The organism is Phenylobacterium zucineum HLK1 (genome assembly GCF_000017265.1).
GTDB lineage: Bacteria > Pseudomonadota > Alphaproteobacteria > Caulobacterales > Caulobacteraceae > Phenylobacterium > Phenylobacterium zucineum.
In genome coordinates, this window is the sequence record NC_011144.1 from 3,259,492 (window position 1) to 3,277,277 (window position 17,786).

Consider the following 17,786-nt stretch of genomic DNA (forward strand, 5'->3'; position numbering starts at 1 on the left):
TAGGCAGGCGCATGGCCACGCGCTCGACGCTCGAATTCCTCAGGACGGAGACGGGATCGGGGCTGCTGCTGGCGTTCGTCGCCGCCTTCGCGATCCTGTGGGCCAATTCGCCCTGGGCGGCCGAGTACGCCGCCTTCGTGGGCCGGGCGATCCCGGTCCGCATCGGCCCCTTCGCCGAGACGCTCACCCTCGCCGCCTGGGTGAAGACGGCCCTGATGCCGATCTTCTTCCTGGTCATGGGCCTGAAGATCAAACAGGAGATCGTCCGCGGCGAGCTCTCCAACCCCCGGCGGCTGGCCCTGCCCGTGCTGGCGGCCCTGGGCGGCGTGCTCGCGCCGGCGGCCATCTTCCTGGCCGTGAACGCCGGCGAGGACGGCGTCGCCCTGGCCTGGCCGGCGGCCGTGCCCACCGACGCGGCCATCGCCCTGGCTCTCGTGGCGATCGCCGCCCCTCGCCTGCCCCAGCCGCTGCGGGTGTTCCTGCTGACCGTGGCCATCATCCAGGACCTGATCAGCGTCGCGATGATCGCGGTGGTGTTCGCCGAGACGCTGCGTCCGGCGATGCTGGGCGGGGCGCTCGCCACCTTCCTGGTGCTGGCCGCCATGGCTCGCTGGCGCGCCGCGCCCTACGCCTTCTGGACGGCGGGCTTCCTGCTGCTCTGGGGCTTCGTGGTGAAGTCGGGCCTCGACCCGTCGGTGGCCGGGGTCCTGGCCGCCGCCGTCGTCCCGCTGCAGCCCAAGCGCCCCGGCGGCCCGGGCGTGCTGGACCAGCTGCTGGCGGCCCTGCACCCCTACGTGGCCTTCCTGGTCCTGCCGCTGTTCATCCTCACCGCGGCGGGCTTCTCGGTCCGCGACCTGCCGGCCGACACGCCCACCGCCCCGGTCGCCCTGGGCCTGGGCCTGGCCCTCGTGCTCGGCAAGCAGCTCGGGGTGTTCGGGGCGGCCGCCCTGGCCATCGGCCTGAAGTGGGCCCGCCGGCCGATGGGGGCCAAGTGGCTCGACCTCTACGGCGTCGCCGTCCTGTGCGGGGTCGGCTTCACGCTCAGCCTCTACATCGGCGAGCTGGCCTTCGATCCGGGCGACGCCCTCTCCCAGGCCAAGGTGCGGATCGGCGTGGTCGCCGGCTCCCTGGCCTCGGCCCTGCTCGGCATGGCGGCGCTGGCCGTCTCCGACCGCCGCCGCCCGCCGGACGACTAAGGCCCGCGATCTAGGCCAGGGCCGCCTTCAGCGCGTCCGCCGTCTCGCGCGCCGCCGCGGCCACCGCCGGCGAGACGTCGGCCATGACGTAGAAGTCGTGCGGCAGGGCCGGATACTCCACGTGCCGCGCTGCGACGCCCGCGGCCTTCAGCTTCTCGGCGTAGGCGAAGCCCTCGTCCTTCAGGCAGTCGTGGCCGGCCGTGACCACCAGCGCCGGCGCCGCGCCCGCCACGTCCCCTGCGTTCAGCGGCGAGAGGCGGTGCGCCTGCGGATGGCCCGCGGCGGCGAGGTTCTTCTCGAACCAGCGCATGGCCTCGAAGGTCAGCAGCGGCCCGTCCAGGGTCTTGCGGGAAGGGGTCGTCCACTCGTCCGTCGTCGCCGGATAGAGCAGCAGCTGGAAGGCCAGCTTCCGCGCCGGATCGTCCCTCAGGTCCAGGGCGACGGAGGCGGCGAGGTTGCCGCCGGCGGAATCGCCGCCGACCGCGATCCGCTTCGGATCGGCACCGATCTCGCCTGCGTGGTCGAAGGCCCAGGTCGTCGCCGCCAGGGCGTCGTCGTGGCCCTTGGGGAAGACGTGCTCGGGGGCCAGGCGGTAGTCGACCGCCATCACCCGGCAGCCGCCCCAGGCGGCCATCCGGCGGCAGTGGCCGTCGTGGGTGTCGAGGTCGCCGATCACCCAGCCGCCGCCGTGGAAATAGACCAGCAGGCCCGAGGGGGCGGCCAGGCCGTGCGGCTCGTACAGCCGCACCGGGATCTCGCCGTGGGGCCCGGGGATCGCGAAGTCCCGCACGTCCAGGTCCCTGGGCGCGTTCTGATCCTGCGCCTGGCGCTGCATCCGGTAGCCGGCGCGCACCATCTCGGCCGGCAGCTGGTCCAGCGGCGGCATCGGCTGTTCGGCCGCCTGCTTGGCCAGGGCCTCCAGCATGGTCTGGAAGTCGGGGTCGATCACGCCCATGGGGTCTCCTCGAAAGAAAAAGGGGCCGCTTCTCCGGCGGCCCCTTCCTGTCGTCCGGCGCCTACTCGGCGGCCTTGGGCGCGTAGCCCATGATCGCCTTGGTCTCGAGGAACTCGTGGAAGGCGTAGTCGCCCCACTCGCGCCCGTTGCCGCTCATCTTGTAGCCGCCGAAGGGGGCGGTCATATCGCTGGCGCCGTTGATCGAGATCTGGCCCGCGCGGATCTTTCGGGCCACGTCCCGGGCCTTGGCCAGGTCCGCGCCGTTCACATAGCCGGCCAGGCCGTACTCGGTGTCGTTGCCGATGGCGACCGCCTGGTCGAGGCTCTCGTAGCCGAGGATCGACAGGACCGGGCCGAAGATCTCCTCCTTGGCGATGGTCATGTCGTTGGTGACGTTGCCAAACACCGTCGGCTTGACGAAGTAGCCGTTGTCCAGGCCCTCGGGACGGCCCGTGCCGCCGACGACCAGGGTCGCGCCCTCGTCGATCCCCTTCTGGATCAGCGACTGGATCTTCTCCCACTGCACCTTGGAGACGACCGGGCCCATCTGAGCGTTGCCGTTCGGATCGCCGACGCTGACCTGCTCGGCCGTGGCCTTGGCCACCGCCATCGCCTCGTCCATCCGCTTGGAGGGGACCAGCATCCGGGTGGGGGCGTTGCAGCTCTGGCCCGAGTTGTTCATCACGTGCATCACGCCGCGGGCGACGCTCTTCGAGAACGCGTCGTCGTCCAGCACGATGTTCGGGCTCTTGCCGCCCAGCTCCTGGTGGACGCGCTTGACGCCCGGGGCGGCGTTCTTGGCCACCTCGATGCCCGCCCGGGTCGAGCCGGTGAAGGACACCATGTCCACTTCCGGATGGACGCTGAGCGCCACGCCCACGCCGGGGCCGTCGCCGTGGACCATGTTGAAGACGCCGGCCGGCACGCCAGCGGCGTGCATGATCTCGGCGAAGATGTGCCCGCTGAACGGCGCCACTTCCGACGGCTTCAGCACCATGGTGCAGCCGGTGGCGATGGCCGGGGCCACCTTGCAGGCGATCTGGTTCAGCGGCCAGTTCCAGGGGGTGATGAAGCTGCAGACGCCGATCGGCTCCTTGACGATCAGGGTCTCGCCGCGGTCCTCCTCGAACTTGAAGTCCTTCAGGATGTTGGCGGCGGTGGCCAGGTGCCCCATGCCGGCCGGCACCTGGGCGCGCTGGGCCAGCGAAGCGGGCGCGCCCATCTCCTCGGTGACCGCGGTGGCCAGGTCGCCGAAGCGCTTCTGGTACTCGGCCAGGATGCGCTGCAGCACCTCCAGGCGCTCCTCGCGGCTGGTCTGCGACCAGCTCTCGAAGGCGCGGCGGGCGGCCTTCACCGCCTTGTCCACGTCGGCGGCCGAGCCGAGCGCGATCTTGCCCACCACCTGCTCGGTGGCCGGGTTCTCGACGTCGAGCGTCTTCAGCTCGACGGGATCGACCCACTGGCCGTCGATGTAGAACTTCAGGTACTCGCGCATGCCGTCCTCCTGGACCTTGTCCGCGTCGGGCGTGCTGTCCCCGACTTTCAAACGCTCATTTTAATGATCGGCGATCAGGGCGAAAGCCCCTGACGCCACGTCACAGCTGGTGAATGTGCGGCTGACCCGCAACCGGCGACCTCGCCTTCAGCACATAATCGGCCCGGATCGAGCCGATGTAGAGGTCCTTCAGGTCCGGCCCGCCCCAGGTCACGTTGGTGGGATGGTTCACGGTCTTGCCGCTGGGATCGTGGATCACCGGGACCGCCTCGCCCGCCGGGGTGATCGCCACCACCTTGTTGGCCGCCGGCAGGCAGACCCACAGGTTCCTCTCGGCGTCGAAGCCGACCCCGTCGGTATAGCCGAGGTCGCCGCCATGGTTCTCCACGTCCTCGCCGGGGCGCATCAGCCGCCCCAGCACCGGCCCGTACCGCTCGCCGGGCCCCAGCCGGGCGCCGTCCAGCACCGGGAAGCGCAGGACGTCGGCGCCGCTGGTCTGGGCGCAGAAGAGGTGCGTCTCGTCGGCCGAGAGCGCCAGGCCGTTGGGGAACTTCAGCCCCTCGGCCACGACTTGGGCCGACCCGTCCGGCCGCAGCACGAAGATGAAGCCGTCCGCCCGGCCGTCCAGCGCCTGGGGCCAGGTCTCGGCATGGGTGGAGTTGGCGCACCAGATGTTCCCCGCCCGGTCGATCACCGGATAGTTGGCCGAGGTCAGCCGACGCCCCTCCACCTCGCTCAGCAGGGTCTCGTGGACGCCGCTCGCCGGATCGAACCGCTGCAGCGGCCCGTCCTCTCGGTCGTAGATGCCGAAGTTGGCGATCACGATGCGGCCCTCGGCGTCCATGTTGATGCCGTTGGGCGCCCCGCCCTTGGGGCCCATCCGCTTGAAGGCGCCGCCCGGGAGGATCTCGGCCACGGCGCAGCGGTGGTCCGAAGCGAAGACGCGGCCGTCCGCACCCACCACCACGTCCTCGGGCCGGTCGATGCCCAGGGCGATCTTCTCGAAGGCGGCGGTCGGGATCGGGGCGAGCGGCATCGGCGTCTCCTCCGCGGGGGTCCGGCCGGAACCTTGAGCCCCTCTTCCCCCGTTCGACAAGTCGGCTTGCCGCGGACGGCGGCGGTCGGTAAAGCCCCGACACCCCTAGCTTTGGAGACGACCCGTGATCGGGATCTACGCCATCGGCATCTTCCTCCTCGTGATGATCGCGCTGAACGTCTACGAGTTCGGCCGCATCGACTGAGGCCGAAGGACCGTCCCCGGTGGCCAGCCGCGGCGCGGCTCTGGTGACGGGCGGCGCGCGGCGGCTGGGCCGCGTGCTGGCGACGACGGCCGCCCAGGCCGGCTATGACGTCGCCATCCACGTCCGCGCGGTGGACGACGCCGCCGAGGCGGCCGCCCAGGAGGTCCGCGCCTGCGGCCGCCGCGCCGCGCTCCTCGCCTGCGACCTGCGCAAGGAGTCCACGACGGTGGCCCTGGTCGGCGAGGCCGAGGCCGAGCTCGGCCCCGTGACCCTGCTGGTCAACTCGGCCAGCGTCTTCGAGAACGACGCCTTCGCGGACATGAACCGGGCCTCGTGGGACCTGCACCTCGAGACCAACCTGCGCGCGCCGCTGGTGCTGGCCCAGGCCTTCGCCCGCCGCCTGCCGGCCGACCGCGACGGCCTGATCGTCAACGTCCTCGACCAGCGGGTGCTGAACCCGCGCCCCGAGTTCTTCTCCTATTCGCTCAGCAAGTCCGCCCTGTGGGACGCCACCCGCATGCTGGCCGTGGCGCTGGCGCCGCGCATCCGGGTGAACGGCATCGGACCCGGCCCGACCCTGCCGTCGATCCACCAGGACCAGGACGCCTTCGACGCCGAGGCCGCGTCCACCCTGCTCGGCCGCCCTGTGCCGCCCGCCGAGATCGGCGCGGCCCTGCGCTACCTGATCGACGCCGGCTCGGTGACCGGCCAGATGATCGCCGTCGATTCCGGACAACACCTGTCGTGAGCGGCGCCCGCCTCAGCGCCAGCAAGGTGTTCGTCACCGGCCTGCAGGTCCAGGCGCAGATCGGCGTCTATCGCCACGAGATCGGCCGGGTGCAGCCCCTGATCGTGGACGTCGAGCTGGACGTCCCCACCGCCGACACGGACCGGCTGGCCGACACCGTCAACTACGAGACCATCCTGAAGGCGGCCCAGGACATCGCCGAGGCCGGCCACATCGACCTTGTCGAGACCTTCGCCCACCGCCTGGCCGCCCGCTGCCTCGAGGACGCGCGCGTCGTCCGCGCCCGGGTGCGCATCGAAAAGCCCCTGGCCCTCGCTCCCCACGCCGTCGGCGCCGGCGTCGAGATCACCGTGGAGCGGGGCTGAGGCCCGCCCCTTTCGACGAGGCCCTTTCCCTCCCACGTGAATAGGGCATGATCCCCGACAGGGACGGAGGGCTTCGCCATGACCGAAGGCTTGGACTACGGAACGACCGAGGACCGCACCATGCCGGCGGTGGCCTACGGGCTCTACCTGCTCGCCTTCGCGACCGGGGTCACGGCGATCATCGGCCTGATCATCGCCTATGCCCAGCGGGACGGCGCGGGCCCCCGGATGCGCACCCACTACACCTTCCTCATCCGCACGTTCTGGATCGGGATCGCCTGGTGCGTGATCGGCGCCCTGCTGTTCGTCGTGGGCGTGCCGCTCAGCTTCGTCCTGATCGGCCTGCCGCTGGTGTTCGTGGGCTGGGCGATCTTCGCCCTGCTGGGGGTCTGGTACGCGATCCGCTGCGTGGTGGGCGTCATCTACCTGTCGCGCGGCGAGGCCTATCCGCGGCCCTACACCTGGCTCGCCTAATCTAGCGCCGGGCCGGGCGCGCGACGTATGGTGAGGGCGTGAACGCGCCCGCCGATCCAAGGCTGATCCTCCGCGAAGACGAGCTCGACACCGGGCTCGAGCTGCTGATGCTGTCCGAGGCGGCGCTGTGGGCCGCCGTGGACCAGGGGCTGGACGCCGAGGACCAGGGCCTCGGCCGCTCGCACTGGCGGGCCTGCTTCCTGCTGCGCCGCCGCCCGGGCATCGGGGTGCAGGAGCTGGCCCACCTCACCAGCCTGTCCAAGCAGGCGGCCAGCCGCATCCTCGTGGACCTCGCCGCCAAGGGCATGGTCGAGAAGGCCGCCGGCGACCTCGACGGCCGCCGCCGCACCGCCGTCCTAACCGACAAGGGGCTGGCCTTCGAGGCCGCGGTCAGCGAGCGCCTGCGCGGGCTGATCGGCCGCGCCTACCGCGCCGGGGGCCTCGACGGCGTGGCCGGCGCCCGCCGCATCCTGGCCGCCCTCGCCGGCGGCCGCACCCGCAGCCCCAACACCGGCGGAGGCCCCGCATGAGCCTGGGCGAGGCCGCCGCGCGCGGGCGCCACCTGCTGGTGGTGGACGACGACGACCGCATCCGCGACCTGCTCAAGCAGTACCTCAGCCGCGCCGGATTCCGGGTCACCGCCGCGGCCGGCGGCGCGCCGGCCCGCCGGCTGCTGTCCACCCTCGACTTCGACCTCGCGGTCTTCGACGTGATGATGCCGGGGGAGGACGGCTTCTCGCTAACCCGCTGGCTGCGCGAGCAGCGCGGCGCGGCCGGCAAGACCCCCGTCCTGATGCTCACCGCCCGCGCCGAGGCCGGCGACCGCATCGAGGGCCTGCGCACCGGCGCCGACGACTACCTGCCCAAGCCCTTCGAGCCGGAGGAGCTGCTGCTGCGCATCGAGGCCATCCTGCGCCGCGCGCAGGACCGGCCCACGCCCGGCGGCGTGCTTTCGCTCGGCCGCTGCGCCTTCGATCCCGAGCGCGGCGAACTCACCTGCGACGGCGAGCCGGTGCGCCTCACCGAGGCCGAGGTCGCCCTGCTGCGCCAGCTCGCCCGCACCCCGCACGAGGCCGTCGACCGGCTGGAGCTGGCCCGCGGCTCGGTCGATCCCTCCGGCCGCGCCGTGGACGTGCAGGTGACCCGCCTGCGCCGCAAGATCGAGGACGACCCCAAGGCCCCGCGCTACCTCCAGACCGTCCGCGGCGTGGGCTACCGCCTGGCCCCCGACTGATGCGCCCGCAGACCCCGCTGCGCGCCTTCGGCCGCTGGCTGAAGAAGCGGCTGCCGACCACGCTGTTCGGCCGCAGCCTGCTGATCATCGTCCTGCCGGTGGCCCTGATGCAGATCGCGGTCACCTACGTCTTCTTCGACGCCCACTGGCAGACCGTCACCAGCCGCCTCTCCGAGGGCCTGGCCGGCGACATCGCCTGGGCGGTCGAGAGCTACAAGGAGGACCCGCGGCCCGAGAGCTTCGCCCGCCTGTCCAAGCGGGCCGAGGACTCCATGGGCCTGTCCGTCGCCCTCCAGCCCGGGCGCGAGCTGCCCGCCAGCCGCCGCGACGCGCCGGCCCCGTTCCGGCCGTTCTTCGCCCCCATCGACCGCTCGCTCGAGCGGGCGCTGTCCGAGCGGCTGGACGATCCCTACTGGTTCGACACCACCCGCTACCCCGCCTACGTGGACATCCGCGTGGACGTGCCGGGCGGGGTGATGCGCATCCTCGCGCCCCGCGACCGGGCCTTCGCCACCCAGGGCCACATCTTCGTCCTGTGGATGACCGTGGCCACCGTGCTGCTGACGGCGCTGGCCATCCTGTTCATCCGCAACCAGGTGCGGGCCATCGAGCGGCTGGCGAACGCCGCCGAGGCCTTCGGGCGCGGCGTCGACCAGCCCAGCTTCAAGCCCCAGGGCGCCAAGGAGGTCCGCCGCGCCGCCCGCGCCTTCCTCGACATGCGGGCCCGCATCCAGCGTCACATCGACCAGCGCACCACCCTGCTGGCCTCCGTCAGCCACGACCTGCGCACGCCGCTCACCCGCCTCAAGCTCGCCCTGGCCCTGGCCGAGCCCACCCGCGCCACGGCCGACATGAAGCGCGACCTGGCCGAGATGGAGCACATGATCGACGAGTACCTGGCCTTCGCCCGCGGCGAGGGCGGCGAGGCGCTGGAGCCCACGCCGCTGCGCGACTTGATCGCCGAGGTCAGCGAGGGCGCCGTCCGCGCCGGGGCCGAGGTCGCGGTGCGGGTCGACCCCGGGCTCACCGCCGCCGTGCGGCCGAACGGGCTGAAGCGGGCCCTGTCGAACCTGATCATGAACGCCGCCGCCCACGGCCAGCGGGTCGAGGTGGCCGCCCGCCGGCGGGTGCAGGGGGGCATCGAGATCACCGTGGACGACGACGGCCCGGGCATCCCGGCCGAGCGCTACGAGGAGGCCTTCCGCGCGTTCGCGCGCCTGGACGAGTCCCGCAACCAGAACACCAAGGGCGTGGGCCTGGGCCTGGCCATCGCCCGCGACGTCGCCCGCGGCCACGGCGGCGAGATCACCCTCGACCGTTCGCCCCTCGGCGGCCTGCGCGCCGTCGTGCGCCTGCCGGGCTAGAAAACGCCCCGAAGACGGGTCAGGCTCTCGCGCCGAACGGAGGATATCCCCATGCGCGCCGCCCTCGCCGTCTCCGCGCTCGCCTCAGCCCTCGCCCTCGCCGGCGCGCCCGCCCTCGCGGCCGGGCCCGTGGAGGGCGAGTGGCTCACCCAGGCCGGCACGGCCAAGGTCAGGATCGGCCCCTGCCCCGCCAGGACCGACCGCCTCTGCGGCCAGGTCTCCTGGCTGAAGCAGCCGGACGTGAAGGACACCGCCAACCCCGACCCGGCGCTTCGCGGCCGCCCGGTGCTGGGCCTGACCATGATCCGCGACTTCAAGGCCGACGGCCCCGGCCGCTGGAAGGGCGGCAAGATCTACGATCCGCAGAGCGGCAAGACCTACGATTCCAGACTGCGGCTCAATCCCGACGGCACGCTGCGGGTGGAGGGCTGCGTGCTGATGGTCTGCCAGGGCCAGACCTGGCGGAAGGGCTAGGCCCCCAGCTCCTTCGAGCGCCGCACCGCCGCCGTGACCGCCTCGCGCAACAGGTCGGGCAGGCCGCCCTTGCCCTGGAACAGCACGTTCAGCGCCGCCTCGGTCGTGCCGCCGGGCGAGGTCACCTGGCGGCGCAGCTCGGCGGGGTCCTCGTCCGTCGCCGCCAGCAGGGCCGCCGCGCCGATGATGGTCGAGCGGGCCAGCGCGCGGGCGTCCTCGGGCGACAGGCCCGCCGCCGCGCCCGCCCCCTCAAGGGCCTCGATGAAGGCGTAGAGATAGGCCGGCGCCGAGCCTGACACCGCGGTGGCCGCATGCATGTGCGCCTCGTCGGCCAGGTCCACCACCGTCCCCAGCGGCTCGAACAGCGCATGCGCCCGGGACAGGGCGGCGGGATCGTCGGCGTACACGCTGGCCGTGCCCCGGCCGATCGCCGCGGCGGTCGTCGGCATGATCCGCGCGACGGGCCGGCCGCCGAACTCGCGGGAGATCTCGGCGGCCTTCACTCCCGCCGCGATCGAGACGATCACCGCGTCCTCGGCCAACCACGAAGCGGTCTCGGCGGCGGCCTCGCGCCACAGCTGCGGCTTCACCGCCAGCACCACGGTGCGGGCGCGGGCCAGCTCGGCGTCGGGAGGATTGAGCATGGCGCCCGCCTCGGCGGCGGCGAGGGCCGCCGGGCCGGGGCTCGGGTCGCGGATCATCAGGTCGGAGGGCTGGAAGGCCCGCGCCGCGCGCCAGCCCTCCAGCATGGCGCCGCCCATCCGGCCCGCGCCCAGCATCAGTATCGGTGCGATCATCGGGCGCGAACCTAGCGGGGCCCCGCCGCCAACACAAAGCCTGTCATCCCGGTCTCGCCGGCCTTCCGGGATGACAAGGCGGAGGGATCAGGCCTCGCCGACGGTTTCGAACATGCAGGCGGCGATGGCTTCCTGCGGGGACTTGGCGCCGCGCAGCATGAAGTCGAACGCCGGATAGAACCGGTCGCCGGCCTCCACCGCCACGTCGATCATCGCCGCCGCCTGGGCCAGGCTGGGCTGTTCGCCGGTCATCAGCGCCATGCCGTGGCGGAAGATGATCTCGCCGTCTTCCCACAGCTCGAAGTGGCCGAGCCAGACGCGGGGATTGATGGCGGCGATCAGCTCGTGGGCGGCGGTCCGGCGCTCGCGCGGGACCGACTGGTCCATCGAGAGGCAGAGCTGCAGCGTGTCGCCTTCGGGCCGCCAGGCGAACCAGAGTTCGTAGTCCTTCCAGTCGCCGGCCAGCGAGAAGGCGAGGTCGCCGTCCTCGGTGCGGTCGAAGGGCAGGTTCTCGGCGGTGAGCACGTGCTCGACCACGTCGAGCGGATCGTTGGAGAGGAGGACGGTTTCGTCCGTCTGGGAGGTGTCCATCAAGACCCCTTTCGCAGCGGGCTGGGAGCCGAGGTCGGTCCCCGAATCGCCTGCGATATTGAAAGTAAGCTGCTTCGCGGCCCGGCCGTCACCTGCTTCTTGCAGGAACCGGGCCGGATGGGCGGGTTGTGCACAGGCTTCAGGCCGGGTCGGCTTTGGAGCCGCCCGCCTTGGGCGTGCGGGGCTTGGGCGAAGCCGCGGCGGCCTGCGCCGCCTTCAGCGCCTCGACCTCGGCGCGCAGGGCGGCCAGCTCGGCCTTCAGCGCGTCGTAGTCCTCGCGGCGTACGAGGTCGAGCTCGGCGGCCACGCGGTCGGCCTGGCTGCGGAAGGCGGCCTTCGCCTCGTCGCCGGCGGCCTGGGCCATGCCCATGGCGGCGGTGGTCAGCTTGGCGAGCTCGTCGAGGATCGGGTTCTGGGTCTGCATTCGTCTCGATCTTGGAAGACCGCGGAAGGCGGCCTTCTCGGCTCCTATATGGCCCGTCGGGGGTCGAAAGCGAAGGGCTTCTCGTCTAACTCTCCACACCTGAACGCTGGAGCCGCCCAACCGTGCCGTTTCCCGACTTCGATCCCGTCCTGGTCCAGCTGGGCCCCCTCGCCATCCGCTGGTACGCCCTGGCCTATGTCGCCGGCATCCTGCTGGGCTGGCGCTACGCCGTGGCCATGGTGAAGAACCCGCGGCTTTGGACCCACCGCCCGCCGCCCGTCACCACCGAGCAGGTGGACGACTTCATCCTCTGGGTGACCCTGGCGATCATCGTCGGCGGGCGCCTGGGCCACGTCCTCTTCTACACGCCCCAGATCATCTGGACCGATCCGCTGCAGATCCTGCAGATCTGGAACGGCGGCATGAGCTTCCATGGCGGCGCCATCGGCGTCTTCCTGGCGATCATCCTCTTCGCCATGCGGAACAAGGTCGACCTGTGGCGGCTCGGCGACCTGGTGGCCGCGGTCGTGCCGATCGGCCTCTTCTTCGGCCGGGTGGCCAACTTCATCAACGGCGAGCTGTGGGGCCGGCCCACCGACGCGCCCTGGGGGGTCGTCTTCTGCAACGAGCGCATCCGCGAGACCCTGGGCTGGTGCCCGGCGGGCGAGGTTGCGCGCCATCCCAGCCAGCTCTACGAGGCGGCGCTCGAGGGGATCGTCCTGTTCCTGATCCTGCGCTGGGCCACCCACGGGGCGAAGCTGCTGAACCGCCGCGGCGTGGTGATGGGCCTCTTCACCACCTTCTACGCGGTGTTCCGCATCAGCCTCGAGAACGTGCGCCAGCCGGACGCGGGGCTCGAGAACCTGCCGCTGGGCCTGACCATGGGCATCTACCTGTCGATCCCGATGCTGCTGTTCGGGCTGTGGCTGATCTGGCGCGGCATGCGCGAGGAGACGCCCCCCGCCCTCGCCCCGGCCGACAAGCCGGCGTGAGCCGCAACCTCGCCGAGAAGCTGGCCGCCCAGATCGCCGCCGGCGGGCCGCTGACCGTGGCCCAGTACATGACCGCCTGCCTGCACGACCCGCAGTTCGGCTACTACGCCACCCGGCCGGCGCTGGGCGAGGGGGGCGACTTCGTCACCGCGCCCCTGGTCAGCCAGATGTTCGGCGAGCTGGTCGGCGTCTGGGCGGCGGTCTCCTGGGAGCTGATGGGCCGCCCCGAGACCGTGCGGCTGGTCGAGATGGGCCCCGGGGACGGCACGCTGATGGGCGACGTCCTGCGCGCCGCGCGCATGGCCCCCGGATTCCTAGACGCCGCCGATGTCTGGCTGGTCGAGACGTCCGAGCCGCTGAAGGCGCGCCAGCGCGAACGGCTGGGCGATGGCCCCCGCTGGGCCGCATCCCTCGCCGAGGTTCCGGGCGAGGCGCCCCTGATCCTGTTCGCCAACGAGCTCCTCGACTGCCTGCCCGTGCGCCAGTTCGTGCGCACCGCCACCGGCTGGGCCGAGCAGGTCGTCGGCCTCGACGACCAAGGGGGCTCCGGGGGGCGGCTGGCCTTCGGCCGCGTCGCCACCCCCGCCGGGACCCTGCTGCCCGACGCCCGCGAAGGGGCGGTGTTCGAACAGTCCGCCGCCCAGGAGGCGCTGGGCTCCGAGATCGGCGCCCGCGTGGTCCGCGACGGCGGCGCGGCCCTGCTGATCGACTACGGCCGCGCCCGGCCGGGCTTCGGCGACACGCTCCAGGCCCTGCGCCGGCACGAGCGGGTCGATCCCCTCGCCTGCCCCGGCGAGGCGGACCTCACCGTCCACGCCGACTTCCCCGCCGTGATGGCCGCCGCGGAGGGTGAGGGCGCGCAGGCCGCAATCCTCACCCAGGCCGAGTTCCTGGCCCGGCTCGGGATCGGCGAGCGCGCCGAGGCCCTGGTGCGCGCCCGCCCCGACAAGGCGCCGGTCGTCGGCCGTCAGCTCAACCGCCTAGTGGCCGCCGACCAGATGGGCGAGCTCTTCAAGGCCTGCTGCCTGCACTCCCCCGGCTGGACGCCGCCGGCTTTCGAAGAGGCCGATGCATGAGCGACCTCCCCCTCCTGACCTCGCCGCTGCTGGACCTGCCGGGCGTGCGCCACGCCTTCTTCACCCGCCAGGGCGGGGTCTCGCAGGGGATCTACGCCTCGCTGAACGTCGGCGTCGGCTCCAATGACGACCCGGCCGCCGTGGCCGAGAACCGCCGCCGGTGCGCGGCCCGCCTGGGCGGCGAGCTGGTCACCGCCTACCAGGTCCATTCGCCCACGGCCCTGGTCGCCGACGGCCCCTGGCCGGCCGGCCCGCCCCAGGCCGATGCGGTGGTCAGCGCCACGCCCGGCGTCATCTGCGGCGCGCTCTCGGCCGACTGCGCCCCCATCCTGCTGGCCGATCCCGAAGCGCGCGTGGTCGCCGCCGCCCACGCCGGATGGAAGGGGGCCCTGACCGGGGTCGCCGAGGCCGCCATCGCCCGCATGGAGACGCTGGGCGCCCGCCGCGAGCGCATCCGCGCCGCCGTCGGCCCGTGCATCGCCCCGGCCAGCTACGAGGTCGGCCTGGAGTACGTCGCCCGCTTCACCGAGGCCGATCCGGCCTACGCGCGCTTCTTCACGGCGGGCGAGACGCCCGACAAGCGCCAGTTCGACCTGCCGGGCTTCGTCCTCGCGCGCCTCCGGGCCGCCGGCATCGGGGCCTGCGAGTGGATCGGCCGCGACACCTGCGCGGAAGAGGACCTGTTCTTCTCCAACCGCCGCGCCTTCAAGGCGGGCGAGCCCGACTACGGCCGCCTCCTTTCGGCGATCGTGCTCGCCTAGCTGGACTCCGCCGCTTCCGCTGCTACAAGCCCGGCAACTAGCCAAATGGGGGTCCGATGAAGCTGCTGGCCGGCAACTCGAATCGCACGCTTGCGCAGGCCGTGGCCTCCCACCTGGACCTGCCGCTCACCAAGGCCCAGGTGAAGCGCTTCCCGGACAACGAGGTCTGGGTGACCATCGACGAGAACGTGCGCGGCGAGGACGTCTTCGTCCTGCAGTCCACCGCCTATCCGGCCAACGACCACCTGATGGAGCTCCTGATCTGCATCGATGCGCTGAAGCGCGCGTCGGCCCGGCGGATCACGGCGGTGATGCCCTACTTCGGCTATGCGCGGCAGGACCGGAAGACCGGCGGCCGCACGCCCATCTCTGCCAAGCTGGTGGCCAACCTGATCACCCGCGCCGGCGCGGACCGGGTGCTGACGATGGATCTGCACTCGGGCCAGATCCAGGGCTTCTTCGACATCCCCACCGACAACCTGCAGTCGGCGCCGCTGATGGCCCAGGACATCAAGACCAACTACGCCAAGGCCGACGAGCTGCTGATCGTCTCGCCGGACGTGGGCGGCGTCGTCCGGGCCCTGGCGGTCGCCAGCCGCCTGAACGCCGAGCTGGCCATCGTCGACAAGCGCCGCTCGGGTCCCGGCAAGTCGGAAGTGGCCAACATCATCGGCGACGTCACCGGCCGCCGGCTGATCATCTTCGACGACATCGTGGATTCGGCCGGCACGCTCTGCTCGGCGGCCCAGTCGCTGATGGACGCCGGCGCGGCCGAGGTCTCGGCCTACATCACCCACGGCGTTCTCTCGGGCGCGGCGGCCGAACGGGTGAAGAACTCGGTGCTCAAGGAGCTGGTCATCACCGACTCCATCGAGGCCTCGCAGGAGGTCGCCGGGGTGGACAAGATCCGCACCGTCGGCTGCGCGGGCCTGATCGGCGAGGCGATCCGCCGCATCGCAAATGAGGAGTCCGTGTCGAAACTGTTCGACTAGGATCCTCTGCGGCCAGGCTTGCTCAGCAAGAGTTTACCAAGTTAGGGCACGGTCGCCGGGGGGCAGGTGCTAAGATTCGTCCACTCGTAAGAGGGGGAGGCCTCCCGATGCCGTCCATCGTCCAATTCGGCCACATCCCATTTGGCCAGCCGCTCCGCCGGGCGCTCGCCGCCGGCGCGCTCGCCGCGGCCGCGGTCCTGGCCAGCTGCGCCGAGCCGCCCAAGGCGGTCGCCCCGCCTCCCGCCGCGCCGGTCGTCAGCCTTTCGCCGAAGGTGGTCGAGCAGGCCAGCGCCTACCGCCGCTACGTCGCCACCGCCTCGGCGATCGCGCCGGCCTTCGCCGACGGCGAGGCCGTGGCCCACGGCGTGCGCACGGGCGCGGCCTACGAGCCGCAGCAGCTTCTGCGCGGCGCCATCGCCTACGGCGCGGTCGTCGCCCTGCAGGATCCCGGCTTCGTGGCCGGCGTGCGCGCCTATGCGACCGACCCGACCCAGCGCCGCACGATCGCCTACGAGATCATGAAGGACCCGGCCTACGTCATCGGCATCGGCGGCTCGGCCGGGGCCGCGGGCCTCGTCAAGGCCGCCCTCGCCGAGGACGGCGCCAGGCTGTTCAACCAGGGCAAGGCGGTGCGCCAGGCCGCCTACGACGTCCAGCGCGCCGCCTGGTCCAAGAAGGACGTCGCCGGCCGGCAGGCCCGCCTCGCGCTCGCCAAGCAGCTCTCCGCCACGCCCGTCATGGGCGACACCGCCGAGACCGCCCGCCTGCAGCAGGCGATCCTGTCCACCGGCTCGCTCGGGGTCACCGGCCAGGCGGCGGCCCCGCCCTACACGCCGGTGGTGATCCGCTCGATGGCGGTCGCGGCCCTGGCGGCCCTCGGCTACGCTGACGACGCCAGCCTCGAGCAGGTGATGCCGATCCTGGCCGATCCCAACGCGGCCAGCTGCCTGAACATGTCCAAGCTCAACCTCTACCAGTGCCTGGCTGTCTCCAAGCCGCACTACGAGGACGTGTTCTGCCTGGGCGTGCACAGCCTGATGGACACCGGCCGCTGCGTGCTGAAGAGCGTCGGGGCGCCCGAGCCCGTCGAGGCGCCCACCCGGCTGACGGCGGCCTCCACCGCCCCGGCCGGCGCCGGACCCACCACCTCTACGCGCTGAGGCGCCAAGGTCCGACTTTTCAAGGCCCCGGCCGTTGCACTGGCCGGGGCTTTTGTGTATCTACGCGCACCTTTCGACCCCTAGGGGTCTGCGGAATTCCGTCGCCGCGCTTCTAGCAGCGCGGCGGCTTCGTTTTGAGGCAAGGCCATGGCCGAGATCGTTTTGAACGTTGAAGTGCGCGAGCGGACCGGCACCGGCGGCGCGCGTGACACCCGTCGCTCGGGCATGGTCCCCGGCGTGCTGTACGGCGGCGACAAGGATCCCGTCGCCATCGCCGTGCGGGCCAACGAGTTCCGCAAGGCGCTCTACACCGGCAAGCTGCTCGGCCACCTCGTGACCCTGAAGTACGGGAACGAGACCCAGCCGGTCATCGCCAAGGCCGTGGACATGCACCCGGTCACCGACGAGCCGCAGCACTTCGACCTCTACCGGGTCGACGAGCACCAGCAGATCAAGATCGAAGTGCCGGTGCACTTCACGAACCAGGACGATTCGCCGGGCCTGAAGCGCGGCGGCACCCTGAACGTCGCCCTGCACACCCTGACCGTCTCCTGCCCGGCGGACTCGATCCCGGAAGAGATCGTGTTCGACCTGACCGGCCTCGAGATCGGCGCCACCATCCGCGTCGCCGACCTGAAGCTGCCGGCGAAGGCGGAAGCCGCCGTCGACGGCGAGACCGTGGTCGCCAGCGTCGCCGGCGCCATGGCCGAGGTCGCTGAAGAGGCCGCCGAAGGCGCCGAGGGCGAAGCCGCCGCCGAGGGCGGCGAGGAGTAGTCCTCCTCCCGCCGGCCGATGCTGCTCATCGCGGGGCTGGGGAATCCCGGCCCGACCTACGCCAAGAACCGCCACAACATCGGCTTCATGGCCGTGGACGAGATCGCGCGCCGCTGGGGCTTCCCCGCGGCGCGTTCGCGTTTCCGCAGCCTCGCCGCAGAGGGCGCGATCGACACGCCCCAGGGGCCGGTGCGCACCCTGATCCTGAAGCCGCAGACCTACTACAACGAGAGCGGCCGCGCCGTGGGCGAAGCCATGAAGTTCTTCAAGCTCCAGCCTTCCGACGTGGTGGTCTTCTACGATGAGATCGACCTGGCCCCCGGCCGCTTCCGCATGAAGACGGGCGGCGGGGCGGCCGGCAACAACGGCATCCGCTCGGTCGCCAGCCAGATCGGCCCCGACTTCCGCCGCGCCCGCCTGGGCACCGGCCATCCGGGCCAGAAGGAGCTGGTGCACGGCCACGTGCTCTCCGACTTCCACAAGGCCGAGATGAAGTGGGTCGAGCCGCTCCTCGAAGCCTGCGCCGACGCCGCCCCCCTCCTGGCCCTGGGCGACGACGAGAAGTACCAGGCCGAGGTCATGCGCCTCGCCCCCGCCGAGAAGGCCGACCCCCGCAAGCTGGCCCAAGGGAAGCCCCGGGGGGAATGACGCCTCCGGCGGCCCGTGCTAGGTC

At 72.1% G+C, this 17,786-nt stretch carries 21 protein-coding genes; 15 read left to right on the forward strand and 6 right to left on the reverse strand.

Annotated elements, in window-relative coordinates; genetic code table 11:
• Positions 1–11: 11 nt before the first annotated feature.
• The gene (gene nhaA / locus PHZ_RS15775) at positions 12–1,196 is read left to right on the forward strand and encodes a Na+/H+ antiporter NhaA (protein WP_012523391.1); all 1,185 of its coding nucleotides are present in this window, start codon (positions 12–14) and stop codon (positions 1,194–1,196) included.
• Positions 1,197–1,206: 10 nt separating this feature from the next.
• Here nhaA and PHZ_RS15780 read toward each other — a convergent pair whose 3' ends face one another.
• The 3 genes from PHZ_RS15780 to PHZ_RS15790 form a co-directional block, all read right to left on the reverse strand.
• The gene (locus PHZ_RS15780) at positions 1,207–2,151 is read right to left on the reverse strand and encodes an alpha/beta hydrolase (RefSeq protein ID WP_012523392.1); all 945 of its coding nucleotides are present in this window, start codon (positions 2,149–2,151) and stop codon (positions 1,207–1,209) included.
• 61 nt (positions 2,152–2,212) lie between these two features.
• Complete coding sequence (locus PHZ_RS15785) at positions 2,213–3,646, reverse strand: aldehyde dehydrogenase family protein (RefSeq protein ID WP_012523393.1); 1,434 nt, start codon at positions 3,644–3,646, stop codon at positions 2,213–2,215.
• Between the two features lie 100 nt (positions 3,647–3,746).
• Complete coding sequence (locus PHZ_RS15790) at positions 3,747–4,682, reverse strand: SMP-30/gluconolactonase/LRE family protein (protein WP_012523394.1); 936 nt, start codon at positions 4,680–4,682, stop codon at positions 3,747–3,749.
• 224 nt (positions 4,683–4,906) lie between these two features.
• Between PHZ_RS15790 and PHZ_RS15795 the strand changes: the two genes are divergently transcribed.
• The 7 genes from PHZ_RS15795 (at position 4,907) to PHZ_RS15825 (ending at position 9,546) form a co-directional block, all read left to right on the forward strand.
• Positions 4,907–5,635 carry an SDR family oxidoreductase gene (locus tag PHZ_RS15795; RefSeq protein ID WP_012523395.1) on the forward strand — a complete coding sequence of 243 codons (729 nt, stop codon included), beginning with the start codon at positions 4,907–4,909 and terminating at the stop codon, positions 5,633–5,635.
• The gene (folB, locus tag PHZ_RS15800) at positions 5,632–6,000 is read left to right on the forward strand and encodes a dihydroneopterin aldolase (RefSeq protein WP_041373614.1); all 369 of its coding nucleotides are present in this window, start codon (positions 5,632–5,634) and stop codon (positions 5,998–6,000) included. The genes PHZ_RS15795 and folB overlap by 4 nt, the downstream gene beginning before the upstream one ends.
• 78 nt (positions 6,001–6,078) lie before the next feature.
• Positions 6,079–6,474 (forward strand): DUF4870 family protein, encoded by a 396-nt coding sequence (locus tag PHZ_RS15805; RefSeq protein ID WP_012523397.1) that lies wholly within the window; start codon positions 6,079–6,081, stop codon positions 6,472–6,474.
• A 38-nt stretch (positions 6,475–6,512) separates the two neighbouring features.
• Positions 6,513–7,004: a MarR family winged helix-turn-helix transcriptional regulator gene (locus PHZ_RS15810; protein ID WP_012523398.1), complete on the forward strand. Its 492-nt coding sequence runs from the start codon at positions 6,513–6,515 to the stop codon at positions 7,002–7,004.
• Positions 7,001–7,708: a response regulator gene (locus PHZ_RS15815; RefSeq protein WP_012523399.1), complete on the forward strand. Its 708-nt coding sequence runs from the start codon at positions 7,001–7,003 to the stop codon at positions 7,706–7,708. The genes PHZ_RS15810 and PHZ_RS15815 overlap by 4 nt, the downstream gene beginning before the upstream one ends.
• Positions 7,708–9,072 carry an ATP-binding protein gene (locus PHZ_RS15820; protein ID WP_012523400.1) on the forward strand — a complete coding sequence of 455 codons (1,365 nt, stop codon included), beginning with the start codon at positions 7,708–7,710 and terminating at the stop codon, positions 9,070–9,072. The genes PHZ_RS15815 and PHZ_RS15820 overlap by 1 nt, the downstream gene beginning before the upstream one ends.
• A 51-nt stretch (positions 9,073–9,123) precedes the next feature.
• Positions 9,124–9,546 (forward strand): DUF2147 domain-containing protein, encoded by a 423-nt coding sequence (locus PHZ_RS15825; protein ID WP_012523401.1) that lies wholly within the window; start codon positions 9,124–9,126, stop codon positions 9,544–9,546.
• Here the strand turns inward: PHZ_RS15825 and proC are convergent.
• From proC to PHZ_RS15840, 3 genes are all read right to left on the reverse strand, one after another.
• Positions 9,543–10,340, reverse strand: a complete 798-nt coding sequence (gene proC, locus PHZ_RS15830) for a pyrroline-5-carboxylate reductase (protein ID WP_041374315.1) — start codon at positions 10,338–10,340, stop codon at positions 9,543–9,545. The two genes, PHZ_RS15825 and proC, sit on opposite strands and share 4 nt — an antisense overlap.
• Positions 10,341–10,430: 90 nt before the next feature.
• Positions 10,431–10,934 carry a type III secretion system chaperone family protein gene (locus PHZ_RS15835; RefSeq protein ID WP_012523403.1) on the reverse strand — a complete coding sequence of 168 codons (504 nt, stop codon included), beginning with the start codon at positions 10,932–10,934 and terminating at the stop codon, positions 10,431–10,433.
• A 139-nt stretch (positions 10,935–11,073) separates the two neighbouring features.
• A complete protein-coding gene (locus PHZ_RS15840; RefSeq protein WP_012523404.1) occupies positions 11,074–11,358 on the reverse strand; it encodes an accessory factor UbiK family protein in 285 nt (94 codons plus the stop codon).
• A gap of 122 nt (positions 11,359–11,480) precedes the next feature.
• On the opposite strand from PHZ_RS15840, the gene lgt reads away from it, so the two are divergent.
• The 7 genes from lgt (at position 11,481) to pth (ending at position 17,761) form a co-directional block, all read left to right on the forward strand.
• Positions 11,481–12,350 (forward strand): prolipoprotein diacylglyceryl transferase, encoded by an 870-nt coding sequence (lgt, locus tag PHZ_RS15845; RefSeq protein WP_012523405.1) that lies wholly within the window; start codon positions 11,481–11,483, stop codon positions 12,348–12,350.
• Complete coding sequence (locus PHZ_RS15850) at positions 12,347–13,426, forward strand: class I SAM-dependent methyltransferase (RefSeq protein WP_012523406.1); 1,080 nt, start codon at positions 12,347–12,349, stop codon at positions 13,424–13,426. The genes lgt and PHZ_RS15850 overlap by 4 nt, the downstream gene beginning before the upstream one ends.
• A complete protein-coding gene (gene pgeF, locus PHZ_RS15855; RefSeq protein ID WP_012523407.1) occupies positions 13,423–14,187 on the forward strand; it encodes a peptidoglycan editing factor PgeF in 765 nt (254 codons plus the stop codon). Before PHZ_RS15850 ends, pgeF begins: the two co-directional genes overlap by 4 nt.
• A gap of 56 nt (positions 14,188–14,243) precedes the next feature.
• Positions 14,244–15,179, forward strand: a complete 936-nt coding sequence (locus PHZ_RS15860) for a ribose-phosphate pyrophosphokinase (protein WP_012523408.1) — start codon at positions 14,244–14,246, stop codon at positions 15,177–15,179.
• Positions 15,180–15,286: 107 nt separating this feature from the next.
• Entirely contained in the window at positions 15,287–16,339 is a 1,053-nt protein-coding gene (locus PHZ_RS23210; protein ID WP_012523409.1) for a hypothetical protein, read from the forward strand.
• A gap of 147 nt (positions 16,340–16,486) precedes the next feature.
• Entirely contained in the window at positions 16,487–17,113 is a 627-nt protein-coding gene (locus PHZ_RS15870; RefSeq protein ID WP_012523410.1) for a 50S ribosomal protein L25/general stress protein Ctc, read from the forward strand.
• A gap of 18 nt (positions 17,114–17,131) precedes the next feature.
• Positions 17,132–17,761, forward strand: coding sequence for an aminoacyl-tRNA hydrolase (gene pth, locus PHZ_RS15875; protein ID WP_012523411.1), 630 nt, complete (start codon positions 17,132–17,134; stop codon positions 17,759–17,761).
• Positions 17,762–17,786: the final 25 nt, after the last annotated feature.

Bases quoted from the DNA above. Each gene is read 5' to 3' on its own strand.
- nhaA (WP_012523391.1), top strand. From the start codon at position 12: ATGGCCACGCGCTCGACGCTCGAATTCCTCAGGACGGAGACGGGATCG.
- PHZ_RS15780 (WP_012523392.1), bottom strand. From the start codon at position 2,151: ATGGGCGTGATCGACCCCGACTTCCAGACCATGCTGGAGGCCCTGGCC.
- PHZ_RS15785 (WP_012523393.1), bottom strand. From the start codon at position 3,646: ATGCGCGAGTACCTGAAGTTCTACATCGACGGCCAGTGGGTCGATCCC.
- PHZ_RS15790 (WP_012523394.1), bottom strand. From the start codon at position 4,682: ATGCCGCTCGCCCCGATCCCGACCGCCGCCTTCGAGAAGATCGCCCTG.
- PHZ_RS15805 (WP_012523397.1), top strand. From the start codon at position 6,079: ATGACCGAAGGCTTGGACTACGGAACGACCGAGGACCGCACCATGCCG.
- PHZ_RS15815 (WP_012523399.1), top strand. From the start codon at position 7,001: ATGAGCCTGGGCGAGGCCGCCGCGCGCGGGCGCCACCTGCTGGTGGTG.
- PHZ_RS15820 (WP_012523400.1), top strand. From the start codon at position 7,708: ATGCGCCCGCAGACCCCGCTGCGCGCCTTCGGCCGCTGGCTGAAGAAG.
- PHZ_RS15825 (WP_012523401.1), top strand. From the start codon at position 9,124: ATGCGCGCCGCCCTCGCCGTCTCCGCGCTCGCCTCAGCCCTCGCCCTC.
- PHZ_RS15835 (WP_012523403.1), bottom strand. From the start codon at position 10,934: ATGGACACCTCCCAGACGGACGAAACCGTCCTCCTCTCCAACGATCCG.
- PHZ_RS15840 (WP_012523404.1), bottom strand. From the start codon at position 11,358: ATGCAGACCCAGAACCCGATCCTCGACGAGCTCGCCAAGCTGACCACC.
- pgeF (WP_012523407.1), top strand. From the start codon at position 13,423: ATGAGCGACCTCCCCCTCCTGACCTCGCCGCTGCTGGACCTGCCGGGC.
- PHZ_RS15860 (WP_012523408.1), top strand. From the start codon at position 14,244: ATGAAGCTGCTGGCCGGCAACTCGAATCGCACGCTTGCGCAGGCCGTG.
- PHZ_RS23210 (WP_012523409.1), top strand. From the start codon at position 15,287: ATGCCGTCCATCGTCCAATTCGGCCACATCCCATTTGGCCAGCCGCTC.
- PHZ_RS15870 (WP_012523410.1), top strand. From the start codon at position 16,487: ATGGCCGAGATCGTTTTGAACGTTGAAGTGCGCGAGCGGACCGGCACC.
- pth (WP_012523411.1), top strand. From the start codon at position 17,132: ATGCTGCTCATCGCGGGGCTGGGGAATCCCGGCCCGACCTACGCCAAG.